A 14,928-nucleotide genomic window follows, 5' to 3' on the forward strand; every position below is an offset into this window, starting at 1 on the left:
TTCCCCCCCCTCCCCCCCCCCCCCCCCCCCCCCCCCCCCCCCCCCCCCCCCCCCCCCCCCCCCCCCCCCCCCCCCCCCCCCCCCCCACCGCCCTTTGCCGACGGGGGCGTCACCGCCCCGTCGGGTCGTGCGTCAGCCGGTGTTGCGCAGGCCCGCCGCCACGCCGTTGACCGTGAGGAGCAGGGCGCGGGAGAGCAGCGGGTCGGGCTCCTCGCCGGCGGCCGCGGCGTCGCGCTGGCGCTTGAGCAGGGTCACCTGGAGGTAGGAGATGGGGTCCAGGTAGGCGTCGCGGATGCCGAAGGTCTGCCGCAGGACGGGCTGGGCGTCGAGGAGTTCGCTCTCCCCGGTCACCTTGAGGACCTCGGCGACGGTGAGCGCGTGCTCGGCCTTGATGGTGTCGAACACGTGCTTGAGCTCGTCCGGCACGAGGGTGTCGACGTAGTGCTGGGCGATGCGCAGGTCGGTCTTGGCGAGGGTCATCTCGACGTTGGAGATGAAGTTGCGGAAGAAGTGCCACTGTTCGTGCATCTCGTCCAGGACGGTGTCCAGACCGGCCTCGCGCAGGGCCTTCAGACCGGAGCCGACGCCGAACCAGCCCGGGACGATCTGGCGGGACTGGGTCCAGCCGAACACCCAGGGGATGGCGCGCAGTCCGTCGAGGGAGACGCCGGAGCCGGGGCGGCGGGAGGGCCGGGAGCCCAGGTGCAGGTCGGCGAGCTGGTCCACCGGGGTGGAGGCGAGGAAGTACGTCGGCAGGTCGGGGTCCTCGACCAGGCGGCGGTAGGCGGCGTGGGCGGCGTCGCTGACGACGTCCATGGCGGCGTCCCAGCGGGCCAGGGCCTCGTCGGACTGGCGGGGTGCGGTGTGCAGGGCGGACGCCTGGAGGGTGGCGGCGACCGTCAGTTCCAGGTTCTCCCGGGCCAGCGAAGGGATGAGGTACTTGTCGGAGATGACCTCGCCCTGCTCGGTGACCTTGATCTCGCCCTCCAGGGTGCCCCAGGGCTGGGCGAGGATCGCGTCGTGGGAGGGGCCGCCGCCGCGGCCGACGGTGCCGCCGCGGCCGTGGAAGAGCCGCAGCCGCACCCCGTAGCGGTGGGCCACGTCGCGCAGGCGGCGCTGGGCGCGGTGGATCTCCCACTGGCTGGTGGTGATGCCGCCGAACTTGGAGGAGTCGGAGTAGCCGAGCATGACCTCCTGGACGTCGCCGCGCAGGGCCACGAGCCTGCGGTACGACGGGTCGGAGAGCATGTCCTCCAGGATCGTGTCGGCGGCCTTGAGCTCGTCGGTGGTCTCCAGGAGGGGGACGATGCCGATCTTCGCCCAGCCGGCGTGCAGGTCGATCAGTCCGGCCTCGCGGGCGAGGACGGCCGCCGCGAACACGTCGTCCGCGCCCTGACACATCGAAATGATGTACGACTCGATGACCTCGGGGCCGAAGACCTCAAGGGCCCGCTTGACGGTCTGGAAGACGCCGAGGGTCTTCTCGCCGGCCGCGTCGACGGGCGCCGGGGTGGGCGCCAGCGGGCGGCGGGAGCGCAGCTCCTTGGCGAGGAGCTTGGCCCGGTACTCGCGGGGCATGTCGGCGTAGCGCCAGGACTCCTCGCCGAGGCGGTCGAAGAGCTGTCCGAGGGCGTGGTGGTGGGCGTCCGCGTGTTCGCGTACGTCCATGGTGGCGAGCTGGAGGCCGAACGCGGCGAGCGTGCGGATCGTCCGGTTCATGCGGCCGTCGGCGAAGAGACCGCCGCGGTGGGCGCGCAGGGAGGACTGGATGAGCGTGAGGTCGGCGAGCAGCTCACTGGTGCCGAGGTAGTCGCGGCCGGGGGCGTGCGGGATGCCCTTGGCGAGGCGCTGCTTGGTGTTCTCCAGCTTCTGGCGGATGCAGGTCGCCTTGAGCCGGTAGGGCTCCTCGGCGTTGAGCCGCTTGTAGCGGGGGCTGATCTCGGGGAGGTTCTCCAGGTCGGCCTTGAGGGACTCCAGGAGCTCCTCGGTGGCGCCGGTGTAGCGGATGGAGTTGGAGAGGAAGCCGCGCAGCTCGTCGATCATCTCCAGGGCGTCGTTGATGCCGTGTTCGTGCTGGAGGATGAGGACGTCCCAGGTCACCTGGGGGGTGACGTTGGGGTTGCCGTCGCGGTCGCCGCCGATCCAGGTGCCGAAGGTCAGCGGGCGGGTGTCGTCGGGCAGCTTCACGCCGACCCGCTCCAGCTCGGCCGTGAGGTCCTCCAGGACGTCGCCGACCGCGTTCGCGTGCAGCTCGTCGAGGTAGTAGATGGCGTTGCGGGCCTCGTCGGCGGGCTCGGGGCGCACAACGCGCAGTTCGTCGGTCTGCCAGACCAGGTCGATGTTCTCGGCCAGCCGGGTGTCGTGGCGGCGGCGGTCGGCCTCGATGACGGGGGTCTCCAGGAGCGCGGCGACGCGCCGGAGCTTGTTGAGGACCGACCGGCGCGCGGCCTCGGTGGGGTGCGCCGTGAAGACCGGGCGCACGTTGAGGTGGCGGACCGTCTCGCGGACGTGCTCGGGGTCGGCGTCCTTGAGGCGGTCGGCGGTGCGGGCGAGGAGGCCGCCCTCGGCGGCGCGGCGGGCGCGCAGCTCGCGGCCGCGGTGCACCTGTTCGGTGACGTTGGCGAGGTGGAAGTAGGTGGAGAAGGCGCGGACCAGCTTGGCCGCGGTGTCGAGTTCGATGCCGCGCAGCAGCTCGGCGGCGGCCTCGCCGTCCTCGCGGGTCAGGCGGCGGACCTTTTCGACCAGTTCGAGGAGCTCGGGGCCTTCCTGCCGGACGAGGGTCTCTCCGAGAAGGTCACCCAAACGGCGGATGTCGGCGCGCAGCTCACTGCCGGTCGTCGTGGTCTGGTCGTCGGCACTGCTCACAGGTGCGGCTCCTTGCAGTGGTGAAGCTCGTCTGGGAGGGAACCCGGAGTTCCAGCCTCGCGCGGCGGGTGCCGGTTGAGGGACGGGCATCCGGGAAGGAATCAGAGCGGACCGCGCTGTCCGACCGAGTCCAAGGATAGGTGCCGGGTGGACGCGCGGTCCCACGGGCTCTTGCCGCCGGGCTGCGCACTGCCATACTTACGACGCCGTAGGTTACGGAACCGTAGGAAGGACGGTCGGTTCCGCCCGCCCGGCACTCATCTCTACTCTCGACCCCACAGGGGACGCCCATGACCACGAGCTCCGATGTGATCGACGACGCCCCGGAGGCGACCGACAGCGCATCCGTGTCTTCCGCGACTCTCGGCGGCGAGCAGAAACGCTCGCTCGAGCAGATCACCCTTCTGCTCTTCATCATCGTCCCGTTCCTCGCGCTGCTGACGACCGTGCCGCTGGCGTGGGGATGGGGTGTGAGCTGGCTGGATCTCGGCCTGCTGGTCTTCTTCTACTACCTCGGCTGCCATGGCATCACGATCGGTTTCCACCGCTACTTCACGCACGGTTCCTTCAAGGCGAAGCGGCCCCTGAGGATCGCGCTGGCGATCATGGGGTCGATGGCGGTCGAGGGGCCCCTGGTGCGCTGGGTGGCCGACCACCGCAAGCACCACAAGTTCTCCGACGCGGAGGGCGACCCGCATTCGCCGTGGCGCTACGGCGAGACGATCCCGGCCCTGCTGAAGGGGCTGTGGTGGGCGCACATCGCCTGGATGTTCGACGAGGAGCAGACGCCGCAGGAGAAGTACGCGCCGGACCTGGTCAAGGACGGGGCGATCCGCGCGATCTCCCGGCAGTTCGTGCTGTGGACGGCCGTGTCGCTGCTGCTGCCGGCGCTGATCGGCGGGCTGGTGACGATGTCCTGGTGGGGCGCGTTCACGGCGTTCTTCTGGGGCTCGCTGGTGCGCGTGGCGCTGCTGCACCACGTGACATGGTCGATCAACTCGATCTGTCACGCGGTGGGCAAGCGGCCGTTCAAGTCGCGGGACCGCTCGGGCAACGTGTGGTGGCTCGCGGTGCTGTCCTGCGGGGAGTCCTGGCACAACCTGCACCACGCCGACCCGACGTCGGCGCGGCACGGGGTGATGCGCGGACAGCTGGACTCCTCCGCGCGGCTCATCCGCTGGTTCGAGAAGCTCGGCTGGGCGTACGACGTGCGCTGGCCGTCACGCTCGCGTATCGATTCGCGCCGCAATACCGGTGAGGACGGCTCCCGGCGGCGGACGGCGGGTGCCGACGCGGCATGATGGACGCCGTGGCGACCGATCCCAGCAGTACCCCCAGCAACGACAAGCCCCGGCGTGTCCGCCGTACCCGGATGACCGGTGCGGAGCGCCGCCAGCAGTTGCTGGAGATCGGTCGCACCCTGTTCGCCGCGAAGGGCTTCGAGGGCACCTCGGTGGAGGAGATCGCGGCGAAGGCCGGGGTCTCCAAGCCGGTGGTGTACGAGCACTTCGGCGGCAAGGAGGGGCTGTACGCGGTGGTGGTGGACCGCGAGATGCGGCGCCTGCTGGACATGGTCACCGGTTCGCTGACGGCCGGGCATCCCCGTGAGCTGTGCGAGCAGGCGGCCTTCGCGCTCCTCGACTACATCGAGGAGTACACGGACGGTTTCCGCATCCTGGTCCGTGACTCCCCCATCCCCCAGTCGACGGGGTCCTTCGCCTCGCTGATCTCGGACATCGCCACGCAGGTGGAGGACATCCTGGGCCGCGAGTTCAAGTCCCGCGGCTTCGATCCGAAGCTGGCGCCGCTGTACGCGCAGGCCCTGGTGGGGATGGTCGCGCTGACCGGCCAGTGGTGGCTGGACGTGCGCCGCCCGAAGAAGGCGGAGGTGGCGGCGCATCTGGTGAACCTGGCGTGGCACGGCCTGGACGGCCTGGAGGCGAAGCCGCACCTGATAGGGCGCCGCAAGTCCTAGGCGGTGTCCTGGGCGATGGGTTCCAGGAACTCCAGGCGGTTGCCGACGGGGTCCGCGGAGTAGAAGCGGCGGTGGCCGGGGAGGTCGGTGTCCCAGGCGACCGCGGCACCCCGGGCCAGCAGCCGGGCGGCGTACGCCTCGATGCCGGTGACCCTCAGGCCCGGGTGGGCCTTCCTCGCCGGGCGGAAGTTCTCTTCGACGCCCAGGTGGAGCTGCACGGCCGCCGCCCGGAACCAGCACCCTCCGCGCGCGGCGAGCACGGGCGGCTTGGGGATCTCCGTCATGCCCAGCACCTCGGTGTAGTACGCGCGCAGGGCGTTCTCGGAGCCGGGTGGCGCCGCGAGCTGGACGTGGTCGACGGCGGTGAGCATCAGACCTCCTTGCGGGCGACGGCGAAGAGCCGGCGGAAGGGCAGGACGGTGCCGTAGGGCGCGGGCGGGTAGGCGGCGCGCAGCAGGTCCCGGTATTCGGTGACGAAGGCGTCCCGGGCCTCGGGGTCGTCGGCGAGCGCGGTGAGGGCGGGGCGCAGGCCGGTGCCCTTGACCCAGTCGAGCACCGGGTCCTCGCCCTGAAGGACGTGGTGGTACGTCGTCTCCCACACGTCGGTCGCGCAGCCGAGGCGGGCGAGGCGGTCGAGGTAGACCTCGGGGGTGTGCACGGAGTCCTCGTGGCGCAGGACGTCGCCGAGGAGGTCCTTCCAGCGCGGGCCGGCGGCGAGTTCGCGCATCAGGGCGTGCAGGGGCGCGTCCATGTTGTTCGGGATCTGGAAGGCGAAGGTGCCGCCGGGGGCGAGTCCGTCGATCCAGGTGGCGAGGGCGTCGAGGTGGCCCGGGATCCAGTGCAGGGCGGCGTTGGAGACGATCAGGTCGTACGGCTCGCCGGGCGCCCAGGTGCGCAGGTCGCCGTAGGCGAAGTCGAGGCGGCCGCCGCCGGGGGTGGGGCCCTCGAAGTCGACGTGGGCGCGGTCGAGCATCGGCTGGGAGTTGTCGTATCCGGTGATGTGCGCGGTGGGCCAGCGCTCGGCGAGGACCGCGGTGACATTGCCGGGGCCGCAGCCGAGGTCGGCGACGCGGGGCGGGTCGCCGGGCAGCTCGGGGATGCGGGCGAGGAGGTCGCCGAAGGGCCGGGCGCGGTGGCCGGCGTGGCGCAGGTACTGGGCGGGATCCCAGGTGGGCATCGTCATGGCTCCACTCTCCCGCCCCATATATCTTGATGTCAAGAGACTTGATGTCGAGGGATTCACTATGGAGAGACTTGAACTCAAGAGACTTCACATCGACACAACCACTACACTGATCGCATGGAGGACGAGGTCGATCGGCTGGTCTCCGCGTGGCGCCGGGAACGCCCGGACCTCGACGTGGAGCCGCTTGAGGTGCTCAGCCGGGTGAGCCGGCTGGCCCGGCATCTGGACCGGGCACGGCGGCTGGCGTTCTCCGAACATCAGCTGGAGCCCTGGGAGTTCGACGTGCTGACCGCGCTGCGGCGGGCCGGCGCGCCCTATCAGCTCTCCCCCGGCCAGCTGCTGACACAGACTCTGGTCACGTCGGGCACGATGACGAACCGCATCGACCGGCTCACGAAGAAGGGTCTGGTGGAGCGACTGCCGGACCCCAGTGACCGGCGCGGTGTGCTGGTCCGGCTCACCGACGAGGGGCGCGACCGCGCGGACCAGTCGCTCGCGGGTCTGCTCGCCCAGGAGCGGGCGATCCTCGCCGAGCTCTCCCACGCCCAGCGCGGCGAACTGGCCGCCCTGCTGCGGCAGTTGACGGCACCCTTCGACAACATCCCGGGCTGACACGGCCGTTCGCCCGCTCCCTGAACCGACCCCTGAACCGACCGCCGGGCCGACGCGGGGCGCCCGTTCAGGCGCTGTTGCTCTCCCGTGGTCCGAGGCGGCCGGCCGGTCCCAGGTCGACCGGTCCGACGCCGGCCCGGCGGGCGAGGGCGACGGCGGCCAGGGTGGAGTGGACGCCCAGCTTCCCGAGGACGTTCTGCATATGGGTGCGCACGGTGTGCGGGGAGAGGAAGAGCCGCTCGGCGACGGCCTTGCGCCCCAGGCCCGCGACCATGCAGCGCAGCACCTCCCGCTCGCGCGGGGTGAGGGACTCCACGAGCCGCTCGCTCTCGGTGCGGTGCTTGCGGGCCGCGGTCAGTTCCCGCAGGACACCGGTGAGCAGGGCGGGCGGCAGATGGGTCTCCTCGCGCAGCACCCCTCGTATGACGGTGAGCAGGCGCGACAGGGAGCAGTCCTTCGCCACCCACCCGGACGCACCGGCCTGCAGGGCGAGCGCCGCGCGGCGCGGGTCGTCCTTCTCGGCGAGGACGACGACACGGACCTGCGGCTGGGCGGTGCGGACCCCGGCGACGAGCGATATCCCGTCGACGAGCCCGTCCTCCGCGGCCTCCTGCACCGGCACGGCGGGCCTCAGGCCCGGGACGGTGCCGCCCAGGACCGTGCCGCCCAGGTCGGCGTCGACCAGCAGGACGTCGAAGCGGCGCCCCTCGGCGGCCGCGCGCTCCAGGCTGCGCAGGGCCGCCGGGCCACTGCCGGCCGCGGCGACGTCGACGTCGGGCTCGGCGGCCAGTGCCGCGGCGAGCGACTCGGCGAAGATACGGTGGTCGTCGACGACCAGGACTCGGATGCGAACCACGAAACCCCCTTCCCCGAGCTCCTCGTGGGAGCAGGGGATACCCCAGGTCCGGAGAACGGCGACCGGCGCGGATACGGCGCCCGGGGATGGCGTGAACCGCACGGCCGCCGCCGTGCTGTCATCGCTACCCCCACCGCGGGCGCCGTACCCGACTTGTCTCGCCCCCTGATCAGCACCGGCCCCCACCGGTGCTGTTCACAGGGTAGGGCTGGAGGACCGGAGGGGAAGGCAATTTACAGAACTGCCCATCCGTCGCGTTTATGGTGAGGCGCATGTTTCGTCTTGAGACAGAAGTCGACAGAGCCAGACGCGATCTGCTGCGTTCCCGGCTCCGTGACGCCGACACGGCGGCCTCCCCGGTACTGCGCGCGCTGCGCGGCACCCCGGCCGAGCACGAGTCCCCGCTCCATGTGTGGGCCCTGGACGAGACGGGGGACCTCGCGGGCGGGCTGGTCGGCCACACCTGGACGACCTGGCTGCACGTCACCTATCTGTGGGTGGCCGAGCACCACCGGGGCCGGGGCCTGGGCGCCCGTCTGCTGTCCCGCGCGGAGCGCATCGCGCGCGAGGAGCGCGCCTGCCACGCCGCGCGCCTGGAGACATGGGACTTCCAGGCGCCGGAGTTCTACACCAAGCAGGGCTACGAGGTGAGATGCGTGATCCCCGACTATCCGCCGGGGATCACCGAGTACCTGCTGACGAAGCGGCTCAGTCCAGCCGCCGCGCCCCCGCTGCCGGGACCGCCTCGAAGACGCGCGGGGCCGTGAACGCCGCCGTCGCGAACGCCTCCTCCACCGCCTTGGTGATCGTCTCGACGTCGGTGGCCTCCGCCAGGACGATCGCCGAGCCGCCGAAGCCACCGCCGGTCATCCGGGCGCCCAGCGCGCCGGCGGACAGCGCGGTGTCCACCACCAGGTCCAACTCGGGGCAGGAGATGCGGAAGTCGTCGCGCAGCGAGGCGTGGCCCTCGACGAGGACCGGGCCGATCGCGCGGGTCTCCCCCGACTCCAGCAGCGAGATGATGCGTTCGACGCGCTCGTCCTCGGTGACGACGTGCCGCACCAGACGGCGTACCTCCTCGTCGTCGCCCAGGCGGGCCAGGGCCGCGTCGAGCTCGCCGTAGGGGATGTCCCGCAGGGCGTCGACGCCGAGCAGGGCGGCGCCCTTCTCGCAGCCGGCGCGGCGCTTGCCGTACTCGCCCTCGCTGTGGGAGTGCTTGACCTGGGTGTCGACGACGAGCAGGCGCAGTCCCTCGGCGGCGAGGTCGAAGGGGATCTGCTTCTGGGAGAGGTCGCGGGTGTCGAGGAAGAGCGCGTGGCCCTCCTGGCAGCAGGCGGACGCGGTCTGGTCCATGATGCCGGTGGGCGCGCCGACGTAGACGTTCTCGGCGCGCTGGCACAGGCGGGCCAGCTGCCAGCGCTGGAGGCCCAGGTCGAACAGGTCGTTCAGGGCGAGGGCGACCACGACCTCCAGGGCCGCCGACGAGGACAGGCCGGCGCCCGTCGGGACCGTCGACGACAGGTGGATGTCGGCGCCGGTCACCGGGTGGCCGGCCTCGCGCAGCGCCCAGACGACACCCGCCGGGTACGCCGTCCAGTTCTTGTCCGCGCCGGGGGTCAGGTCGTCCAGCCGCAGCTCCACGACCCCGCCCTCGATGTCCGTCGAGTGCAGGCGCAGTACGCCGTCGGTGCGGCGGGAGACCGCGGCGGTCGCGGTGTGCGGCAGCGCGAAGGGCATCACGAAGCCGTCGTTGTAGTCGGTGTGCTCACCGATGAGGTTGACGCGGCCGGGCGCGGCCCAGACGCCCTCGGGTTCGGCCCCGTAGAGACCGGCGAAGCCGTCCCGTACTCGCTGTGCCGCCAACTCAGCTCTCCCTTGCGATCTTCTGCGCGAACTCCCAGGCGTCCGCGACGATACCCGCGAGGTCCGAGCGGGACGGGTGCCAGCCCAGCTTCTCGCGGGCGGCGGCCGCCGAGGCGACCAGGACGGCGGGGTCGCCGCCGCGGCGGGGCGCCACGACCTCGGGGATCGGGTGGCCGGTGACCTGGCGGACGGCCTCGACGACCTGGCGGACGGAGAAGCCCTCGCCGTTGCCGAGGTTGCAGATCAGGTGCTCGCCGGGGGTGGCGGCCGCGACGGCCAGCAGATGGGCCTCGGCCAGGTCCGCGACGTGGATGTAGTCGCGTACGCAGGTGCCGTCGGGGGTCGGGTAGTCGTCGCCGTAGACGGAGATGGCGTCCCGGCGGCCCTGGGCGACCTGGAGGACCAGGGGGATCAGGTGCGACTCGGGCTGGTGGCGCTCGCCGTACGCGCCGTACGCGCCGGCCACGTTGAAGTAGCGCAGGGAGACCGCGGCCAGGCCGTGGGCGGTCGCCTCGCCGGTGATCATGTGGTCGACGGCGAGCTTGGAGGCGCCGTAGGGGCTGGTGGGCTGCGTGCGGGCCGTCTCGACGATGGGGACCTCGTCGGGCTCGCCGTAGGTGGCGGCCGTGGAGGAGAAGACGAGCCTGCGCACGCCCGCCTCGCGCATGGCGCCGAGCAGGGCCATGGTGCCGCCGACGTTGTTGTCCCAGTACTTCTCCGGCTTCACCACCGACTCGCCGACCTGGGAGGACGCGGCGAAGTGCAGGACCGCGTCGTAGGAGGCGTCGAGCCACTTGGCGGCGTCGCGGATGTCGCCCTCGACGAAGGCGGCGCCGGCCGGGACGCCCTCGCGGAAGCCGGTGGAGAGGTTGTCGAGGACCGTGACCTCGTGGCCCGCCTCCAGCAGGTGCTGGGCCACGACGCTGCCGATATACCCCGCGCCGCCCGTCACCAGGTACTTCATGAAGTCGTCACCTCTCGCAGTCGCTCGGCCGCGCGCTCCGGCGGCACGTCGTTGATGAACACGCTCATGCCGGACTCGGAACCCGCGAGGAACTTCAGCTTGCCGGAGGTGCGGCGGATGGTGAAAAGCTCCAGATGGAGCGCGAAGTCGTCGCGGTTGACGCCGTCGAACTCCTCCAGCTGGCCGAACGGCGCCTGGTGCCAGGCGGCGATGTACGGCGTCGGGGGCTCACTCTCGCCGAAGATCCGGTCGAAGCGCCTCAAGAGTTCCAGATAGACCTGGGGGAACTCTGTGCGCGCGTCCTCGTCGAGGCCGAGCAGGTCGGGGACGCGACGCTTCGGGTAGAGGTGGACCTCGTAGGGCCAGTGCGCGGCGTACGGCACGAAGGCCACCCAGTGTTCACCCTCCAGGACGACCCGCTCGTCGGCGAGTTCCCGCTCCAGGACGGCATCGAACAGGTTCTCTCCGCCGGTGGCGTCCTTGTGCGCGGCCAGTTGACGCAGCATCAGGGCGGTGCGCGGCGTGGTGAAGGGGTACGCGTAGATCTGCCCGTGCGGGTGACCGAGGGTCACACCGATCTCGGCGCCCCGGTTCTCGAAGGGGAACACCTGTTCAACGGAGGGCAGATGGGACAGTTCGGACGTGCGGTCGGTCCACGCATCGAGCACCAGGCGCGCGTGTTCCTCGGTGAGGTCGGCGAAGGACGCGTTGTGGTCGGAGGTGAAGCAGACCACCTCGCAGCGGCCGGAGTCGCCGGCCAGCGAGGGGAAGCGGTTCTCGAACACCACGACGTCGTACGACGAATCCGGGATCTCGCTCAGCCGGTCGCCCTGGGACGGGCACAGGGGGCATTCGTCGGCCGGCGGGTGGTAGGTGCGGCCCTGCCGGTGCGAGGCGACCGCGACGGCGTCGCCGAGCAGCGGATCCCTGCGTACCTCCGACGTGGTGACGGTGGGCTCCAGCGGACGCCGGTCGACCGCGTCGCGTACCGCGTCGTCGCGCAGGTCGTAGTAGATGAGCTCACGACCGTCGGCCAAGCGCGTCGAGGTCTTCTTCACCGCGACTCTCCATTGCCAAGTAAGAACGCCACTGACTTCAAACAGAACCGAACACATAGAAACATAAGCGCGCGCGCGAAGAAACCCCCACAACCAAACAAAGACCACCAGACAAGGTGAGCTGACGGATGCAGACCCCCACAGACCCGGTCCACCTGGACGCGCCGTCCCTGGCGGCCGAGCTGCGCCTCCCCACGAACGCGCTCGACTACACGATCCTCGCCATCTACTTCGCCGTCGTCCTGGGCATCGGCTTCGCCGCCCGCAGATCGGTGCGGACCAGCCTCGACTTCTTCCTCTCCGGGCGCTCCCTGCCCGCCTGGATCACCGGTCTCGCCTTCATCTCGGCGAACCTGGCCGCCACCGAGATCCTCGGCATGGCCGCCAACAGCGCGCAGTACGGCGCGTACACCGTGCACTGGTACTGGATCGGCGCCATCCCGGCCATGGTCTTCCTGGGCCTGGTGATGATGCCCTTCTACTACGGCAGCAAGGTCCGCTCGGTCCCCGAGTTCCTGCTGCTGCGCTTCGACCGGAGCGCGCACCTGCTGAGCTCGCTGCTCTTCGCCTTCGCGGCGATCCTCATCGCCGGGGTGAACCTGTACGCGCTCGCGATCGTCGTGGAGGCGCTGCTGGGCTGGCCGCAGTGGGTGGCGATCGTGGTCGCCGGCTTCTTCGTCCTCGCGTACATCACGCTCGGCGGGCTCTCCTCGGCGATCTACAACGAGGTGCTCCAGTTCTTCGTGATCCTCGCCGCCCTCATCCCGATCGTGGTGCTGAGCCTGAAGAAGGTGGGCGGCTGGGACGGACTGTCCGACAAGCTGACCGCGAGCCACGGCGACGACTTCGTCACCGCCTGGGGCGGCACCGGCATCGGCAGCGACAACCCGCTCGGCGCCAACTGGCTGACGATCGTCCTGGGCCTCGGCTTCGTGCTCTCCTTCGGCTACTGGACGACGAACTTCGCGGAGGTCCAGCGCGCCCTGTCGGCGAAGAACCTGTCGGCGGCCCAGCGCACCCCGCTGATCGCGGCCTACCCCAAGGTCTTCATCGTCTTCCTGGTGATGATCCCGGGCCTGGCGGCAGCGGCCCTGGTCCCCGGCTTCGGCACCGAGGAGTCCGGCTACCAGTACAACGACGCCATCCCGTACCTCATGGAGGGGCTGCTGCCCAACGGCGTGCTGGGCATCGCCGTGACCGGTCTGCTCGCCGCCTTCATGGCGGGCATGGCGGCCAATGTGTCGTCCTTCAACACGGTGTTCACCAACGACATCTGGGGGAAGTACGTGGTGACGGGCCGCGAGGACGCCTACTACGTGCGCTTCGGCCGGCTGATCACCGCGATCGGCGTGCTGGCGTCGATCGGCACGGCGTTCCTCGCCTCGTCGTTCTCGAACATCATGAGCTATCTGCAGACCCTGTTCAGCTTCTTCAACGTGCCGATGTTCGTCGTCTTCATCGTCGGCATGTTCTGGCGGCGGGCGTCCGTGAAGTCCGGCTTCTGGGGTCTGCTGGCCGGCACCACCGCCGCGATGATCAACTACTTCGTCCTCTACAAGAAGGACGTCATCTCCCTCCCCTCCGACCAGGGCGCCAACTTCGTGTCGGCGATCGCCGGCTTCGTGGCCGGCGCGGTGGTGATGGTGGCGGTCTCCCTGTTCACCGCCCCGAAGCCGGCGGAGGAACTCCAGGGCCTGGTCTACGGCACGCGGTCGCCCGGCATGGCCGAGCCGCCGGCCGCTGGGGACGACGCGTGGTACCGGCGGCCGGCGCTGCTGGGGTGGGGCGCGGTGATCCTGGCCGCCGCCTGCTACATCCCGTTCTCGTTCTGAGGCCTTCGACGACGAGGAGACAGACATGTCCGAGCACGAACCCCGGCGTCGCGAGCCGCGCCACTACTCGGAGGAGGAGGTCCAGCGCGAGGTCACCGAACTGGAGGGGAAGTCGGCGACGGCGGCCCGCATCTTCGACCTGCGCCGCATCATCGGCTGCCTGTTCGTCCTGTACGGCGTGATCCTCATGATCACGGGTCTGACCGACAGCGACGAGACGATCGACAAGGCCGAGGGCGTGAACATCAACCTCTGGACGGGGCTGGGCATGCTGGCCCTGGGGGTGTTCTTCCTGGTGTGGCTGAAGCTGCGTCCGGCTCCTCCGCCGGCGCCGCCGCTGCCGACGGCGGAGCCGGACGAGGAGTAGCTCAGTTCAGCTTGGCCAGCTGGGCGTCGATCACGGCGGACGGCACGGAGGCGCCGCTGAGGTAGGCGACGGCGTCGCCCTTGCGCAGGACGACCACCTTCACGGGCGTCTTCTTCCCGGCCCGCTCGACGACCGCGCCCAGGCCCATCGCCTGGTCCGCGCCCTCGGGGGCGAGCTGCGGGGCGACCTTCCCGAAGGACCGCTCCTCACCGGAGACGGTCGCCGTGAACCCGTCCGCGCACTCCTGGACGGCGGTCGCGAGCGCGTCCATCGCGGACTGGGCCTGCCCGCCCGCGTACTGCGCGAGGACCACGTCGACCACGGCACTGTCGCCGTTCGCCTGCCGGACGACGGTGGTCGCGGGCTTGCCGATCACCGTGCCGGACAGGGCGTAGGCGGCCGGGAGGCAGGGGTCCTTCGCGACGCTGACGTCCCGCTGCCCGACCGGCTCGTCGGCGGCGGTCACCGTGAAGCCCTTGGCCTCCGTCCCGGCGAGCGCCGCCTTGGCGACGCCGCCGGGGAGGGCGGTGGCGCCCGGCCCGGCGGTCGGCTTGAGCAGACCGTCGGTACCACCGGCGCCGCCGCCGCTCGCCACGTCGCACGCGGACAGTGCGGCCATGGCCAGCACCGCCAGTGCACCAGCGTGTACACCCCTCATATACCGGTCTCCTCCCAAAACACCCATGGGCCCGCGTGACACAATGTTCGGATGATCAATCCCGCCGCCCTTCATTTGCCTGACTTCCTGCGTACCTGGTACGGCCCCCCGGACTTCGCGGCACGTCCCCTGCCGGATTCTTGTGCCTGGCTTCCGGATCCTCTGCAGGAATGGCATGTACTGGCTGCGCAATGGGCGGCCCCGCTCACGGCCGTGAAAGTCATGATTCCGCCGACCGAAATCGAGGTGGTCGACGGAAAGGCGGTCTTCATGACGGATGCCACCGGCGACTGGTGCTGGTCCTTCGATCCCGAAAACCCGGACATCGTATGCGACGGAGAGTTCGACGAGGAGCCGGAGCGCGGCACGGAGAACCTGCGTGAGGTCCTCACGCACAGCGCTGTGAACGAGGCGGTCTTCACCGCCGCGGCGCTGTACCGCGCGTTCGACGTGGAAGACCGGCTGCTGGACGACATCCTTGCCCCTTTGGAAGAGGTGGCGTTCGGCGCGTGGCGTTGGCCCTCTGTCGGCTACCGACTGTTCATGGGTGACGCGTTGGTGGCCGATGTGATCGCGACCGGCGACGGATTCTCACAGGTGCAGGTGGCCAGTCCCGTCCCGTCCCGGCTCACCTATCTCGACGCCGTTTCCGAGGCGAGATGGAGAAGGCCTCGCTGAACCGATGAGGGGCC

15 protein-coding genes are annotated in these 14,928 nt (G+C 70.7%); 7 read left to right on the plus strand and 8 right to left on the minus strand.

Translation table 11 applies throughout. The features are described 5' to 3' along the window. Positions 1 to 132: 132 nt before the first annotated feature. Positions 133 to 2,865, minus strand: a complete 2,733-nt coding sequence (gene ppc / locus ACZ5NW_RS30010) for a phosphoenolpyruvate carboxylase (protein WP_468747093.1) — start codon at positions 2,863 to 2,865, stop codon at positions 133 to 135. Between the two features lie 290 nt (positions 2,866 to 3,155). On the opposite strand from ppc, the gene ACZ5NW_RS30015 reads away from it, so the two are divergent. Both ACZ5NW_RS30015 and ACZ5NW_RS30020 read left to right on the plus strand, forming a co-directional pair. Continuing rightward, on the plus strand, positions 3,156 to 4,166 hold the full coding sequence (locus tag ACZ5NW_RS30015) for an acyl-CoA desaturase (protein WP_468747094.1): 1,011 nt from the start codon (positions 3,156 to 3,158) through the stop codon (positions 4,164 to 4,166). Then, the gene (locus ACZ5NW_RS30020; RefSeq protein ID WP_468747095.1) at positions 4,163 to 4,840 is read left to right on the plus strand and encodes a TetR family transcriptional regulator; all 678 of its coding nucleotides are present in this window, start codon (positions 4,163 to 4,165) and stop codon (positions 4,838 to 4,840) included. The genes ACZ5NW_RS30015 and ACZ5NW_RS30020 overlap by 4 nt, the downstream gene beginning before the upstream one ends. Here ACZ5NW_RS30020 and ACZ5NW_RS30025 read toward each other — a convergent pair. Both ACZ5NW_RS30025 and ACZ5NW_RS30030 read right to left on the minus strand, forming a co-directional pair. Beyond that, on the minus strand, positions 4,837 to 5,211 hold the full coding sequence (locus ACZ5NW_RS30025; protein ID WP_468747096.1) for a VOC family protein: 375 nt from the start codon (positions 5,209 to 5,211) through the stop codon (positions 4,837 to 4,839). The genes ACZ5NW_RS30020 and ACZ5NW_RS30025 overlap by 4 nt on opposite strands. Continuing rightward, a complete protein-coding gene (locus ACZ5NW_RS30030; protein ID WP_468747097.1) occupies positions 5,211 to 6,023 on the minus strand; it encodes a trans-aconitate 2-methyltransferase in 813 nt (270 codons plus the stop codon). The genes ACZ5NW_RS30025 and ACZ5NW_RS30030 overlap by 1 nt, the downstream gene beginning before the upstream one ends. Positions 6,024 to 6,140: 117 nt before the next feature. Here ACZ5NW_RS30030 and tamR point away from each other — a divergent pair, with 117 nt between their 5' ends. Beyond that, positions 6,141 to 6,638, plus strand: coding sequence for a MarR family transcriptional regulator TamR (gene tamR, locus ACZ5NW_RS30035; RefSeq protein WP_468747098.1), 498 nt, complete (start codon positions 6,141 to 6,143; stop codon positions 6,636 to 6,638). Positions 6,639 to 6,705: 67 nt separating this feature from the next. Here the strand turns inward: tamR and ACZ5NW_RS30040 are convergent, their stop codons facing one another. After that, positions 6,706 to 7,494, minus strand: a complete 789-nt coding sequence (locus ACZ5NW_RS30040; RefSeq protein ID WP_468747099.1) for a LuxR C-terminal-related transcriptional regulator — start codon at positions 7,492 to 7,494, stop codon at positions 6,706 to 6,708. 260 nt (positions 7,495 to 7,754) lie between these two features. Between ACZ5NW_RS30040 and ACZ5NW_RS30045 the strand changes: the two genes are divergently transcribed. After that, entirely contained in the window at positions 7,755 to 8,261 is a 507-nt protein-coding gene (locus ACZ5NW_RS30045; protein ID WP_468747100.1) for a GNAT family N-acetyltransferase, read from the plus strand. Here the strand turns inward: ACZ5NW_RS30045 and galK are convergent. From galK to galT, 3 genes are read right to left on the minus strand one after another with little or no spacing between them, the layout of a single operon-like run. Next, positions 8,203 to 9,357, minus strand: coding sequence for a galactokinase (gene galK / locus ACZ5NW_RS30050; protein WP_468747101.1), 1,155 nt, complete (start codon positions 9,355 to 9,357; stop codon positions 8,203 to 8,205). The genes ACZ5NW_RS30045 and galK overlap by 59 nt on opposite strands. 1 nt (position 9,358) lies before the next feature. After that, a complete protein-coding gene (galE, locus tag ACZ5NW_RS30055; protein WP_468747102.1) occupies positions 9,359 to 10,321 on the minus strand; it encodes a UDP-glucose 4-epimerase GalE in 963 nt (320 codons plus the stop codon). After that, on the minus strand, positions 10,318 to 11,379 hold the full coding sequence (galT, locus tag ACZ5NW_RS30060) for a galactose-1-phosphate uridylyltransferase (RefSeq protein WP_468747103.1): 1,062 nt from the start codon (positions 11,377 to 11,379) through the stop codon (positions 10,318 to 10,320). The genes galE and galT overlap by 4 nt, the downstream gene beginning before the upstream one ends. A gap of 128 nt (positions 11,380 to 11,507) precedes the next feature. Here galT and ACZ5NW_RS30065 point away from each other — a divergent pair, with 128 nt between their 5' ends. Next, positions 11,508 to 13,211: a sodium:solute symporter family protein gene (locus ACZ5NW_RS30065; protein ID WP_468747104.1), complete on the plus strand. Its 1,704-nt coding sequence runs from the start codon at positions 11,508 to 11,510 to the stop codon at positions 13,209 to 13,211. 25 nt (positions 13,212 to 13,236) lie between these two features. Further along, the gene (locus ACZ5NW_RS30070) at positions 13,237 to 13,578 is read left to right on the plus strand and encodes a hypothetical protein (RefSeq protein ID WP_468747105.1); all 342 of its coding nucleotides are present in this window, start codon (positions 13,237 to 13,239) and stop codon (positions 13,576 to 13,578) included. A 1-nt stretch (position 13,579) separates the two neighbouring features. Here the strand turns inward: ACZ5NW_RS30070 and ACZ5NW_RS30075 are convergent, their stop codons facing one another. Then, positions 13,580 to 14,236 carry a hypothetical protein gene (locus ACZ5NW_RS30075; RefSeq protein ID WP_468747106.1) on the minus strand — a complete coding sequence of 219 codons (657 nt, stop codon included), beginning with the start codon at positions 14,234 to 14,236 and terminating at the stop codon, positions 13,580 to 13,582. 51 nt (positions 14,237 to 14,287) lie between these two features. On the opposite strand from ACZ5NW_RS30075, the gene ACZ5NW_RS30080 reads away from it, so the two are divergent. Then, positions 14,288 to 14,914: a hypothetical protein gene (locus ACZ5NW_RS30080; protein WP_468747107.1), complete on the plus strand. Its 627-nt coding sequence runs from the start codon at positions 14,288 to 14,290 to the stop codon at positions 14,912 to 14,914. Positions 14,915 to 14,928: the final 14 nt, after the last annotated feature.

The sequence above is a fragment of the Streptomyces sp. NPDC032126 genome (assembly GCF_055580085.1).